12 protein-coding genes and 2 pseudogenes are annotated in these 11,863 nt (G+C 60.1%); 10 read left to right on the forward strand and 4 right to left on the reverse strand.

The genetic code is table 11. From position 1 onward, the window contains the following. Positions 1-52: 52 nt before the first annotated feature. Together JOH52_RS26780 and JOH52_RS36230 are read left to right on the forward strand one after the other, a co-directional pair. On the forward strand, positions 53-967 hold the full coding sequence (locus JOH52_RS26780) for a LysR family transcriptional regulator (RefSeq protein ID WP_014531294.1): 915 nt from the start codon (positions 53-55) through the stop codon (positions 965-967). Positions 968-1,018: 51 nt separating this feature from the next. Beyond that, positions 1,019-1,213: pseudogene (locus tag JOH52_RS36230) on the forward strand (hypothetical protein); the annotation flags it as partial. 236 nt (positions 1,214-1,449) lie between these two features. Here the strand turns inward: JOH52_RS36230 and JOH52_RS26785 are convergent. After that, positions 1,450-2,085, reverse strand: coding sequence for a LysR substrate-binding domain-containing protein (locus tag JOH52_RS26785; protein ID WP_014531296.1), 636 nt, complete (start codon positions 2,083-2,085; stop codon positions 1,450-1,452). 80 nt (positions 2,086-2,165) lie between these two features. On the opposite strand from JOH52_RS26785, the gene JOH52_RS26790 reads away from it, so the two are divergent. Beyond that, positions 2,166-3,111, forward strand: a protein-coding gene (locus tag JOH52_RS26790) for an IS630-like element ISRm2011-2 family transposase (RefSeq protein WP_086017820.1) whose coding sequence is annotated in 2 segments (ribosomal slippage) — positions 2,166-2,506 and positions 2,505-3,111 — 948 coding nt in all. Because the reading frame shifts where the segments join, the coding sequence is not laid out codon by codon here. Here JOH52_RS26790 and JOH52_RS26795 read toward each other — a convergent pair. Further along, positions 3,083-3,487, reverse strand: a complete 405-nt coding sequence (locus tag JOH52_RS26795) for a LysR family transcriptional regulator (protein WP_014531298.1) — start codon at positions 3,485-3,487, stop codon at positions 3,083-3,085. The two genes, JOH52_RS26790 and JOH52_RS26795, sit on opposite strands and share 29 nt — an antisense overlap. A 102-nt stretch (positions 3,488-3,589) precedes the next feature. Between JOH52_RS26795 and JOH52_RS35975 the strand changes: the two genes are divergently transcribed. The 4 genes and pseudogenes from JOH52_RS35975 to JOH52_RS26815 all read left to right on the forward strand — a co-directional run. Beyond that, positions 3,590-4,135 carry a serine hydrolase gene (locus tag JOH52_RS35975; RefSeq protein WP_100219913.1) on the forward strand — a complete coding sequence of 182 codons (546 nt, stop codon included), beginning with the start codon at positions 3,590-3,592 and terminating at the stop codon, positions 4,133-4,135. A 17-nt stretch (positions 4,136-4,152) separates the two neighbouring features. Next, positions 4,153-4,593, forward strand: a complete 441-nt coding sequence (locus JOH52_RS35980) for a serine hydrolase (protein WP_014531300.1) — start codon at positions 4,153-4,155, stop codon at positions 4,591-4,593. A 169-nt stretch (positions 4,594-4,762) separates the two neighbouring features. Further along, the gene (gene bla, locus JOH52_RS26805; protein ID WP_014531301.1) at positions 4,763-5,659 is read left to right on the forward strand and encodes a class A beta-lactamase; all 897 of its coding nucleotides are present in this window, start codon (positions 4,763-4,765) and stop codon (positions 5,657-5,659) included. Between the two features lie 112 nt (positions 5,660-5,771). Continuing rightward, positions 5,772-6,149: pseudogene (locus JOH52_RS26815) on the forward strand (Ku family protein); the annotation flags it as partial. Positions 6,150-6,812: 663 nt separating this feature from the next. Here JOH52_RS26815 and JOH52_RS26820 read toward each other — a convergent pair. Next, positions 6,813-7,529, reverse strand: coding sequence for a Crp/Fnr family transcriptional regulator (locus JOH52_RS26820; protein ID WP_010968022.1), 717 nt, complete (start codon positions 7,527-7,529; stop codon positions 6,813-6,815). 268 nt (positions 7,530-7,797) lie between these two features. On the opposite strand from JOH52_RS26820, the gene JOH52_RS26825 reads away from it, so the two are divergent. Beyond that, complete coding sequence (locus JOH52_RS26825) at positions 7,798-8,004, forward strand: hypothetical protein (protein WP_013845721.1); 207 nt, start codon at positions 7,798-7,800, stop codon at positions 8,002-8,004. Between the two features lie 214 nt (positions 8,005-8,218). Here the strand turns inward: JOH52_RS26825 and JOH52_RS26830 are convergent, their stop codons facing one another. Then, positions 8,219-9,112 (reverse strand): DMT family transporter, encoded by an 894-nt coding sequence (locus tag JOH52_RS26830; RefSeq protein ID WP_017269722.1) that lies wholly within the window; start codon positions 9,110-9,112, stop codon positions 8,219-8,221. A gap of 63 nt (positions 9,113-9,175) precedes the next feature. Here JOH52_RS26830 and JOH52_RS26835 point away from each other — a divergent pair, with 63 nt between their 5' ends. Both JOH52_RS26835 and JOH52_RS26840 read left to right on the forward strand, forming a co-directional pair. After that, entirely contained in the window at positions 9,176-10,075 is a 900-nt protein-coding gene (locus tag JOH52_RS26835) for a LysR substrate-binding domain-containing protein (RefSeq protein ID WP_014527979.1), read from the forward strand. Between the two features lie 101 nt (positions 10,076-10,176). After that, positions 10,177-11,676, forward strand: coding sequence for an FAD-dependent monooxygenase (locus JOH52_RS26840; protein WP_014531305.1), 1,500 nt, complete (start codon positions 10,177-10,179; stop codon positions 11,674-11,676). Positions 11,677-11,863: the final 187 nt, after the last annotated feature.

Consider the following 11,863-nt stretch of genomic DNA (forward strand, 5'->3'; position numbering starts at 1 on the left):
GATACTAGCGTTCACATTGCCATGCGTCGAATGCATGGAGTGTATAGAAGCGATGCGCGAAGTGGATTTAAGGCATGCCGACCTCAACCTCTTAGTTGTCCTTAATGCACTGCTGGACGAACGGAGCGTTACCCGAGCTGCGATGCGGCTTGGCATGAGCCAACCCGCTGTCAGCCGGGCGCTTGCGCGCTTACGGGCACTCTTCTCCGATGCACTTCTGGTGGACGGACCGGGTGGATACCTGCTGACCTCGCGCGCGGAGGATCTGCGTCCTCTACTACGCAACACCTTGGCAGGCGTCAGCGAACTTCTCGACGGCAGAACATTCGATCCGATGCAGGCGACCGGGTCCGTGCGCCTGCTGATGTTGGATCTCGAAGCTGCAGTACTCGCCCCGCGGCTGATCGCCAGTCTCGCGGTGCAAGCGCCGGCCGTCGATCTCCAGGTTGTGCCGCCAGGGCTGCGGCCGCTCGAGGCGCTTGAGGCCGACGCTGTGGATGCCCTCATCGGCGTCGTCGAGGACGCACCTGCGGGAGTCAAGAAACGCAAGCTCTACCAGGATAACTTCGTAACGCTGATGCGCGCCGAGCATCCTGCCGCGGCCAGGAAGCTCACTTTGGAACGGTTTCTTGAACTGGATCATGTCGTGGTCAGCATCACCGGGACCGGCCGAGCATGGGTCGATGAAATCCTCGCTCGCTCGGGCAGAAAACGCCGGGTGAAGGTACGGGTGCCGAGCTTCTTCGCGGCAGTCGAAATCGCCGCTCGTTCCGACCTTGTCATGACGCTGCCGTCCAGCCTTGCGCGAACTGCCGCTGACATGCGGCGGTTCGTCATGGCGCCGCCGCCGCTCGACCTGGGCAGCGTGGTCATAAGCCTCGCCTGGCATGCGCGCCATCAGGATGCCCCGAGACATGTCTGGCTGCGCAGAACGATCGCCGCGGCCGTTGCCGATATCGGCCTATAGCGTTCCCGCAGCCGCTGCAGACCAGCGGCGCGAGTGCTCCGGATCGAGCATGCCAATGAGGCATCTCCTCTCCTTTGGGATCGCAGTTATCTGCCGGAAATCTCTCTGGCAATCGGCCAATGTGACAAGGCCCGGGCAGGGCCCGGTGTCACTTGCATGGCCTCAGTCAAGATAGCGCGGCCAATTGATCGAATCGTCGGCTTCGCTAAGTCAGCATCCGGCGAGTGGATCGCTACAATCAACTAAAGAAGCCGCTCGCCTCGACCAGGCGCCTTCCTCAATCAATACCTCGGTGACCTGGACGCCTCCAACGCGTCGATGAAGACAGTCGCTATAGGCGCGATGGTTCCAGTAGCAGGCACGCCATGGAAGCAGCGTGGGCCAGTGGCCACTATGGCGTGCTCTGCGACCTTGCTCGGGCCTTGGCCCGCAGAGTAGCCGTGCGAAACGTGCAGGGCGGGATAGGTCTCGACAGAAGCGCCCTAATCCTGACCGCTTCCGATCCTGTTGGCCGTTCCTCCGCCGGCGTCGCCATGTTTGGCTGCGGCGTCTTGAATTATGCTTCGAGCCCACGAGATTGCCGGCTCTTGCAAGGCGGAGATACCCCAAAGCAACGAAAGCTGTGATCGTCGGGGTGGGTCAAGGCGAATGAGCCGGAGATCAGGATGGCGACAGATCAGCGCTCGGGCGGAACGGTCCGGCATCGATGCGATCAGATCCGTAGCCTCGAGCACACGCCCCAGGGCGGCATAACTCGGCACGGAGAAGGCAATTTTGCGGTGCTTTCCAGCTCGCGCCAGTTCCACATCGAGGTAGTTCTGTGACGTCGGCCAAGGAAGCGGATAGATGTGTTGCTGCGCCAGGTAAAGCTCGGTCGAAATGCGATCGGAACCGGCATGGAGCGCCGAGCGCGGGCCGGCCAGAACGACAAGCTCATCCTCCCACACGATGGCAGCATCGACGAGTGCTCCGATAGGTGTGGCGCCTCCGACAGAAAGCACAAAGTCGACCCGGCCTGTGGCGAGATCGATCTCGTGGCTGCGACGCTCGAACGGTTCGATTGTGAGCGACCAATGCGGCGCGCGGCTCCGCAATATTGCTGCTAGAGCGGGATGCATTTAGGCGGAATCGGAAAGGGGATTCCTTTTTCTGCGCAAATCAGATTCACCATTCAGGCCGGTGAAGGAGGCCGGCCTTTATGGCGAGACCTTTTTCGAATGATCTTCGGGAACGCGTTGTCGATGCGGTGACGGGCGAGGGCCTATCGTGCCGGGCAGCGGCCAAGCGCTTCGGCATCGGCATCAGCACCGCGATCGATTGGGTGCGGCGGTTTCGCGAGACGGGCAGCGCCGCACCCGGCCAGATGGGTGGGCACAAGCCCCGCAAGCTTTCCGGTCCGCACCGGGCTTGGCTGCTTTGCCGCTGCCGCGAGCGCGACTTCACGCTGCACGGACTTGTCGCCGAGTTGAGCGAGCGCGGCCTGAAGGTGGATTATCGCGCCGTCTGGACCTTCGTGCACGAAGAGGGGTTGAGTTATAAAAAAGACGCTGGTCGCCAGCGAACGGGAGCGGCCCGACGTCGCCCGCCACCGGGCACGATGGCTGAAGCACTGCCCCGGAATTGATCCCGCCCGCCTCGTTTTCATCGATGAGACCTGGACGAAGACGAACATGGCGCCGCTGCGGGGCTGGGCGCCTCGCGGCGAACGACTGGTGGGCTACGCCCCCTTCGGCCATTGGAACACCATGACCTTTGTCGCCGCACTCAGGGCCGACCGCGTCAGCGCTCCCTTTATCCTCGATGGCCCGATCAATGGCGAACGCTTCCGCATCTATGTCCAGCAAGTTCTGGTGCCGGAACTCAAAGCCGGCGACATCGTCATCCTGGACAATCTCGGCTCCCATAAGGGTCAGGAGATCCGCGCCGCCATCCGTAAGGCCGGCGCCCGCCTGTTCTTTCTGCCGAAATATTCCCCCGATCTCAATCCGATCGAAAAGCTCTTCGCCAAAATCAAGCACTGGTTGCGTGAGGCACAGGCCAGATCACGCGATGCAATCCATGACGAACTGCGCCACATTCTCCAAGCCGTCACCCCACAGGAATGCGCAGTCTACTTCAAAGAGGCGGGATATGAACGGGCTTAAATACATACCGCTCTAATACTGGCAGGAGCGAGATCTCCAGAGCTCCTGGAGAAACGATCCGAATGTCTCGCACCGACTCGCCGGGCTCGAATGTCGCGCCCGGCGCGCTCACTCGACCGGCCTCCAGCTCGACGTCCAATACTGCTTTCAAAAGAGAAAGCGAGCGCTCAAGGCTTTGTGCACGCGCGGTTGGCAACATTCCGCCGCCCGTTCTGACGAACAGAGGGTCTGAAAACATCTGTCTTAGCTTGGCGAGCGCATGACTGACTGCAGAAGGGGAAACAAAGAGGCGCTCGGCGCAGCGAGCGACACTCCGTTCTTCCAACATAACTGCCAGCACCTTGAGAAGGTTGAGGTCGATCCTGCGCCAATCCACGTGAACTGAATCCTGTTCAGTTTAAGATGAGAGCCTATCATTTGGCTCAGTTTCACCGATGTGGCAATAGCTCTGGAGCACATCCTCCAAACTGGTGAAAGTATGCCAAAAATCGTTAGCTTGACCGCTGCGCTCGCAGTTTTTGCAAGCCTCGTCCCAACTCAGTTGATCGCGAGCGGTTTATCTGATCGGGGCCGTCTTCGCTCTGAACTCACGGCTCTCGCCAACGCACATCCTGGGCGAGTAGGCATCTGCGTGCGGGATGAGGCGTCGCCCGCAATCTGCGTGAATGGTGAGCAGCGTTTCTCACTGCAGAGCGTGATGAAGGTCGTCGTGGCCGCGGCCGTGATGCAGGCGGTCGACGACCGTCGCATCGCGTTGGGAGACCGCCTTACTATTCGGCGTGACGATCTGAGCGTCAACATCCAGCCCATCGCCGATATCGTCGCCGAAAGGGGCTCCTTTGAAACCAGTATTGGGGACTTGGTCAGCCGCGCGGTGGTGGAAAGTGACAGCGCCGCGACTGACGTCCTGATCTCGCACCTGGGAGGCACGAAGGCGGTGCAGGCGTTTCTCGACGAAGCAGGGTTGCAGGGAATCAGGATCGATCGAACGGAGCGGGAGCTTCAAACCGAACGGACGGGCTGACCTGGACACCGGAGTTCGTGTTCCCGGAACGCCTCGAGCAGGCTCGCAAAGAGGTTGCCGATGCCAGGCGTCAAGCCGCATTCGAAGCGTACCTCAAGGATCCGCGCGACACCGCCACGCCCATCGAAATGGTTGGTTTCCTGCACAGACTGGCGACGGGCCAACTCCTTTCCGCATCCTCGACCGCGCACCTTCTCGAAGTCATGAATAGGACTGTAACTTTCCCCGAACGCCTGCGTGCCGGCGTGCCTTCAGGCTGGACGATCGGGCACAAAACAGGCACGAGCCAGACCCGCAACGGTATCAATGGCGTGACCAACGACGTCGGCATTCTGACTGCCCCGGACGGCACTCACGTTGCCGTAGCCGCATTCGTGGCGGAGTCTCGTGCTGGCAAAGATGAGCGCGCCGCCACGATTGCCGCAGCGGCCCGAGCCATTACGGCAGCTTACAAGTAGTCGCTGCGACGAGGGATGATTCACTTCATCTCTTGCAAGCTGAGTGGTCCGGACGGACCGTAAATCTCGCCGATTTGTGGAGGCCTCGGATCCTCACATAGCCACTTATGCCGTCTCGGCCTTTGACGGCGACCCCTGAAGAGCCACTACAAGAAAGGAAAAAACGATAATGACGACCTTGATTTCGCGCAGGCGCGCGCTCGCAGGAGCGATCTTCGCCATGCCTGCGCTTGCCACCGTTTCGACTATCGCCCGGGCAGAATTGCAGCACGCACTTGAGGCAAGGCTTGCTGAGCTGGAAAGGCGCCATGGTGGCCGCGTCGGAGTCGCCGCGCTCAATCTTTCGACCGGAGTGCGGGTGGGGCATCGGGCGGACGAGCGATTCTTGATGTGCAGCACGTTCAAGGCACTTGCGTCGGCAATGGTCCTCGCGCGCGTCGATAAAGGAGTTGAAAAGCTGGATAGGAGGATCGGCTTTTCGAAGGAAGTCCTCGTCTACTTCTCACCCGTCACAGAAACGCGTGTCGGCGGTGAGGGAATGTCGGTCGCGGAACTCTGCATGGCGACCTTGACGCAGAGCGACAATACGGCAGTAAACCTTCTGCTTGAGAGCTTCGGGGGGCCTCCAGCCCTAACCGAATTTGTCCGTTCCTTCGGCGACGAATTAACGCGCCTCGATCGTTTCGAGCCCGAATTGAATGAGCACGACGGTCCGGACGATTTACGTGACACCACCACACCTGGAGCCATGATGGAGACCCTGCGCAAGCTGATCTTCGGTGAGGTCTTGTCCAGGCCTTCCCGTGCGCAACTCGCCGGATGGATGGTCATGAACAAGACGGGGGACTCACGGCTGCGCGCTGGTATGCCAGAGTCATGGATGATCGCAGATAAAACCGGTGGCAATGGAAACCAGCACGGCAACAATAACGATACCGCAGTAGCGTGGTCACCGAACCGGGGTGCAATCGTTGTGGCTACTTACTGTGAGATTCCCACCATATCCGCCGACGAGCGAAACGCGGTCGTCGCTGAGGTCGGGCGCATAGTGGCGGAGCTGGCATGAGCTACACGAGCCGCAGGATCTTGCGCTCCTGCGGCGCTGTCCAGGAGCGGACGGTCCTCGCAGCGATGAGGAGCGGCAGTGCCTGAATCATGACAATCTTCGCTTTCTTTGCGGCGGTAGTCGTTTGAAGGTGGTGGCCGTCGCCCAAGCGGTCCTCTTCCGCCGGATGCGCGCCGTCATGCCGCGCCCGCATGATAACGGGCTGATCGCCACCACGCTGAACTTTGATTACGAGGTCCGCAGCGCCAAGGAGGCCTTCAAAGAGATCCCCGACATCAAGATTGAGGCCGATATGCTCGACTTGGCGAAGCACATCATTGGCATGAAGAAGGGCACATCCTCAGCCGAAGAGTGCGATGATCGCTACGAGCCACACCCGCCGAGTTGATCAAGGCCAAGCTCGAAGGAAAATCCCTGCCGAAGCGTGCACCCCGAAGGTTCAAGGGCCAACGATCTAAGAATCTTTGAAAAACAGTATAGCGGCGCGCGATCGGGTGCTGACAACTGTCCGGCCTCTGATGCGGCCTTCCATTTGCCGCGTGCCCGTATGAATGGCTGCCGTGGTTGAAGGGCGACCAGGGTTCGCAGGTCGGCGAGGTATCGCGCCCTCCGCTGGCTTGCCGTTGGCAGCGATTACCGGGGAAACCGAAAACGATCGTCCCGGTTGATGGGCCTCGGTGCGCGCAAATAGCTCTTCCATTCATACAGATTCAACGGTGTTTGAGGCGCCCCGTCTCTACCTCGCGATCATCCAGGAGGTCGTTCATCGTGCGATATTCGTCACAGAGCTTGTTGAAGCTTCAGCCCGTCGCACGGTCTCTTCATTCTCGAAGGAACTCGCCGACAATAATCGGCTACGCTCAACCATCCTGTCGGTACATTGTCTTCTGCCCCTCCTGCAGTATGCCTATATGCGCGGCCGTTATTGCGTCGGCCCTCTTGCAACGAACCTGGCGGTCGCGTGCCGTGTACCAGAAGAACGCGTCGTGAAAGACAGCAACGAAGCCCATTCCAAGACGGAGACTCCGCCACGCTCATGAAGGATCAAGGGCTTGCATTTCCAATCGTTGGGAGCGTCGTTTTCTCGACTCCATGCGGCTGGCGACGGCAGAATTATTTGCAGCAGGGCGCGCTGGAGGCGTATTTCCGCGGTTCAGAAGAGCGCAGTCATAAGTCGGCGGTATTCCGCCTCCGGCTTGCCATAGGCGTCCCGCGCGAACTCTTCGAGGGCTTGCCTGTTTCTGATAATAATGTTGCCCCTGTTCGAGCGAATGAAACCGTTGCCTTCAAGGACGTGGAGCGACGTTGTGACGCTGGGACGGCGAACCGCGAGCATCAGCGAAATGAACTCGTGCGTCAGAGGAATCTCGTCGCCTGATACACGATCGTGACACATCAGAAGCCATCTGGCTAATCTCTCGTCCACTCCGTGCAACGCGTTCGAAATCGCAGTGTAGGTAAGCTGAATCGAGAAGGCCTCAATGCATCGGATCATCACCCTGGCGAAGTTCCGGTTGCGATCCATCCACTTCCGGAATGCGCTGAACTCCATCCGGTAGGCGTTTCCTTCGATCTGCATGATGATGTCGTGCACACTGAGCTCTACGCCCATAGCAGCAGAAGTCGGGATATAACCTTCACTCCCGAAGATACCCGCCTCCGCTTTGTTACCCTCAGGCGTCGAGGCGACCAGGGAGCCAATCCCGGACGTGAGATAATAAACATGGTCTATGGGGGCGCCGGCCGTAGCAATAAGAGCGCCTCTAGTCACTTTGACATAGTCGAGGTCGGGCGCAATCTGATTATAGTCAGGCTCCGGAAGCAGGTCCAGCAACTGGTTGTCAACCGCGGCTTCGGGTGGAATCGCCATTGCCTTCCCTTAATGGGAGCCGGGGGTGCCGCGGCTCTGTTGGCAGCTTTCTGCCAAGTATTGCGGATCGGTATTACATGACTCTAGCATGCCGGCTGTGCATCGACTATGTGCAAGTCAGCAACATTCTGAGGCCAGTCGTCTCCAATCGGGCGGTGACCGTACGGTTCCGGACCCTTTGTCCTTGGGCGCAGTATTGACTCGCCATGTAGACCAAGGCGCGTAGACTTTCCCAATCGAGGCGATCGCCAGGCCGGAGGAAGAGCTAATGAGACCCCAAAGAGTACCCACCCTTGATCCACTAGGGCCTGACGAGCTCGAGATGATCGAGGGCGTTTTTCGTCGCGAACTGGAATTGCGAGCATTGCCACTGAAGTCCGAGGAGGCTGCAATACTCGCAGCGAGGCTGATCGGTGCCTATCAGTCCGGAATACGCGATGCTGTCGGCCTGACCGCGGCGGCGGAACGTTTGTGAGGCAGCACCTCCCGATCACCTTGAAGCGCACCTGCGCGCCTGCGTACTCACAAGCGTTGCAGGTTACCTGGAGCGGTTCCTCAAGGGCACGCCTTATCGCGAGGATGTTCATGTTCCGTGCTAGAAGGATGGCATAATGTATCGAACAAGAACCTGCATAATTTATCGTCAGGAACTGTCGGCCATCGGAGAAGGTGAATTCTGACGACCCGTATCAGGAGCGACGTCCCCAACTGTTTACAATGATGACTCCGGCAAGAGCCAGTGCGCCGCCAAGAATGGTGTTTGCCTGCGGAATTTCACCTAGCAGGAGCCACGCCAGTCCAACAGAGGACGGTGGAACCAAATAGAGAAATTGACCTGCCCGCGCGGCACCGAAACTCTTGAGTGCGTAGGTCCAGCAGCTTTGACCGATAATGCCCGGTCCGATGGCCAGGAACATGATCATCAGCCAGGTGTCCGGACGCGCGCGCATCAATTGGGAGACGCCGGCCGGTAGCCAGGGCGTGAGGGCGAGAGCGCCGGCAACGATGACGAGCGCCGTCACGTCGAGCGGCTCGGCTCTGGCGAAGAGAGGGCGCTGGAGGATGGAATAGGCCGCTGCACAGGCTGCGGCGAGCACGATCAACGTCGATCCCGTCCCGAACGACAGCCCCCCGGGCTGCCCCGAGGCGATCAGGGCCACTCCGGAAAAGCCAACTATCGTTCCAACCCAATTCCAGCGACCGAAACGCTCTTTCAAGAAGAGCACCGCGAGCAGCACCATGAAAAGCGGCTGTGTGTTGACGATGAAGCCGGCAGCGCCGGCGGAGACGGTTGCCTGCCCTAAATTGAGGAGCACGTTGTACGCGGCAATGCCAAGGAGGCCGCTGATCGCCAGAACGACGAAATCCCGGGGGAGGAAGCATCGCGGACGCCGCCAGGCAATCCACGCAATCGCGAAGACCGCCGCCAGCGCGAAGCGGATAGCTGCCAAGGGCAAGGGTTCCACTTCGCGCAATGCATAGCCGATCGCCGCAAAAGAGAAAGACCAGGTGATGACTGTTCCTGCAATCGCAAGTGCCGGCAAGAAGGGCGTCATGGGGATGTCAGCTGCATTTTTGTTCATGCGAGCTGTGTGCCACACAAACATCTGTTGACATAGAATGCGCGTCGACATTCAGATGTGCTCATGACGCACAACGATGAACTGCCGCCGCTCGAGGCGCTTCAGGCCGTCCTGTCGGCTTACCGCCTCGGCTCGTTCTCGGCTGCCGCGGCTGCGCTTGGCATTAGCCATGGCGCCGTCAGCCGACGTGTCGCAGCGACGGAACGCTGGGCCGGTCTCCGTCTTTTCGGCCGTCACGGGCGAGGCGTGCGAGCGACACTCGACGGCGAGCGCTTCGCCGCACGCATAGAACTCGCCTTGGCGATGCTGCACGACAGTCGAGGCATGGGTCGTTCGGATCATGGGCTCGATACCGTTCGTGTCGGCGTCGTGCAGTCCTTTGCGCGTCTTTGGTTGACACCGAGACTGGCAGCCCTCGAAGGCACGCCGCCCGACCTCAGGATCGAGATGGACATCGACAACGCACATATGGCGCTTTCCGACGCGCGCATTGCCATTCGGCTGGGCCGTGGCGGCTGGCCAAATGTCGTCTCGGAGCCTTTGTTCGACGAAGGTCTGCAGCCTTTTGCCTGCCAAAGGATTGCTCTTGAACTGGGGCCTGACCCGGCTGCCAGGGATCTGCTGCGTTATCCACTGATCCACGATGCGTCCGAGGCTGGTTGGCGCCTCTGGCTGGCCGCGCAGGATCTGGTATATCACCCCGAAGGCAAGGATCGGACCTTCGGCGGCCACGATCTGGCTTTAATAGCAGCGGCTTCGGGCATGGGCATTGTTTTAGGGCGCAAGCCCTACGGTATCGAGCAGCACGAACGGATGGGGCTTGTTTCCGTTCATCCGGCTGTGGTGGATAACGTGGAACGGTTCCACGTCGTTACGCGATCAGGTGCGCGGCACGGGGCGATCGACAGACTGATCCATCGTCTGCGGAGCCAGGCTCGTCAGTCGCAGCCTAGAGCGGAATGAGAAAAAGCGTGCGCGGCTTTCAGCCCGCATTCCGCTATGGCGGTTGCAGTTAGGAGAGAGTCAATGCGCTTTATGTCACGCTGCCGCGCGGGGATCTGTCGATGACTGAGCACGCGGTAATCATTGCGGGAGGAGGTCCGACAGGGCTTATGCTCGCTTGCGAGTTGACATTGACCGGGATCGATGTTGCCATCGTGGAAAAGCGCGTCAGCCCGGCCATTCTGGGATCGCGTGCGGGCGGTCTCCATTCCCGCACTATTGAGGTTCTCGACCAGCGGGGCATTGCTGACCGGTTCCTCTCCGAAGGACAGGTGGCCCAGGTCACGGGTTTCGCCGCGACCAAGCTCGACATCAGCGACCTCCCGACGAGGCACCCCTATGGGCTGGGGCTGTGGCAGAACCACATCGAGCGCATACTTGCCAGCAGGGCCGACGAGCTGGACGTCACGATATATCGCGGAAGTGCGGTATCGGACTTTGAACAGGACGACATCGGCGTAGACATGAAGTTGTCCAACGGTCAATCGCTTCGGGCCAAATATCTCGTCGGGTGCGATGGCGGTCGCAGCCTTGTTCGGAAGAAAGTAGGGATTGAATTCTCTGGATGGGAATCGACGACAAGCAGCCTTATCGCGGAGGTCGAAATGACCGAACAGCCGCCGATGGGCACCCATCACACCCCTCTTGGGATCCACTCTTTCGGCAGACTGGAATATGAGATCCGTGATGGCGAGGTTGTCTATAAGGACGAAGGGCCGGTACGCGTTCTGGTACCCGAACAGCATGTCCGCGGAGCGGCTGGGGAGCCCACCCTGCGCGAACTTAGCGCCGCGCTGATCGCCGCGTGCGGAACCGACTACGGCGTGCACAGCCCCACGTGGATTTCTCGATTCACCGACATGGCCAGACAAGCAGCATCCTACCGCAAGGGGCGGGTGCTGCTGGCAGGCGATGCCGCACACGTTCATTCCCCGGTTGGTGGACAAGGGCTCAATACCGGTGTGCAAGATGCCGTAAATTTGGGGTGGAAGCTGGCCCAAGTGGTCAGGGGAACATCACCGGATACCCTACTGGATACCTACCATTCAGAGCGCCACCCCGTAGCAGCCCGGGTGCTGCGCAACACGTTGGCGCAAGTCGCGCTGCTGCGCCCTGACGATCGCACCGAGGCCGCGCGGAGCGTCGTGGCAGAACTGCTGCAAATGGACGAGCCGCGCAAGCGGTTTGGAGCCATGATGTCAGGCTTGGATATCCACTACGATCTCGGCGAGGGACACCCGCTGCTCGGCCGCCGGATGCCCGACCTGAACCTGGTGACCGCCACCGGACAAGTACGGTTTTACACCTTGCTGCACTCGGCGCGGCCGATACTCCTCAACTTGGGCAAGCCCGGCGCGTTCGATATCAAACCATGGATTGATCGGGTCCAGCTCGTCGATGCGCAGTATGCCGGCGCGTGGGAGCTTCCAGTGCTCGGAAAGGTCACTGCTCCCGGCGCTGTGCTGGTCCGACCCGATGGCTATGTCGCCTGGGTCGGAGATTCAACCCGGCGTGGGTTGGTTGACGCATTGTGGACATGGTTCGGAGCGCCAGCGGACTAAAGACCAGTAGCTGATAACGAGGGCAAGCCGCTATAGGTCTACTGGAACAGCGCTGTTCGATTTTCAGTACGCGTGCCGGATCAACGGCGCTGCGCCCCAAGCGCATCAGGGGAACGGAGGACATGCGTCGCCGTCGCATCTTTATTTTTGCTCCGCACTCACCCAGCCGGTGAAACTGGCGGGAAGC

This window comes from Sinorhizobium meliloti, from assembly GCF_017876815.1.
GTDB classification, from domain to species: Bacteria; Pseudomonadota; Alphaproteobacteria; order Rhizobiales; family Rhizobiaceae; genus Sinorhizobium; species Sinorhizobium meliloti.

What these genes read in the sequence shown, in the direction of transcription:
- bla (WP_014531301.1), top strand. Translation starts at nt 4,763, where the DNA reads ATGACGACCTTGATTTCGCGCAGGCGCGCGCTCGCAGGAGCGATCTTC.
- JOH52_RS26785 (WP_014531296.1), bottom strand. Translation starts at nt 2,085, where the DNA reads ATGCATCCCGCTCTAGCAGCAATATTGCGGAGCCGCGCGCCGCATTGG.
- JOH52_RS26820 (WP_010968022.1), bottom strand. Translation starts at nt 7,529, where the DNA reads ATGGCGATTCCACCCGAAGCCGCGGTTGACAACCAGTTGCTGGACCTG.
- JOH52_RS26840 (WP_014531305.1), top strand. Translation starts at nt 10,177, where the DNA reads ATGACTGAGCACGCGGTAATCATTGCGGGAGGAGGTCCGACAGGGCTT.
- JOH52_RS26825 (WP_013845721.1), top strand. Translation starts at nt 7,798, where the DNA reads ATGAGACCCCAAAGAGTACCCACCCTTGATCCACTAGGGCCTGACGAG.
- JOH52_RS26830 (WP_017269722.1), bottom strand. Translation starts at nt 9,112, where the DNA reads ATGAACAAAAATGCAGCTGACATCCCCATGACGCCCTTCTTGCCGGCA.
- JOH52_RS35975 (WP_100219913.1), top strand. Translation starts at nt 3,590, where the DNA reads ATGCCAAAAATCGTTAGCTTGACCGCTGCGCTCGCAGTTTTTGCAAGC.
- JOH52_RS26835 (WP_014527979.1), top strand. Translation starts at nt 9,176, where the DNA reads ATGACGCACAACGATGAACTGCCGCCGCTCGAGGCGCTTCAGGCCGTC.
- JOH52_RS26780 (WP_014531294.1), top strand. Translation starts at nt 53, where the DNA reads ATGCGCGAAGTGGATTTAAGGCATGCCGACCTCAACCTCTTAGTTGTC.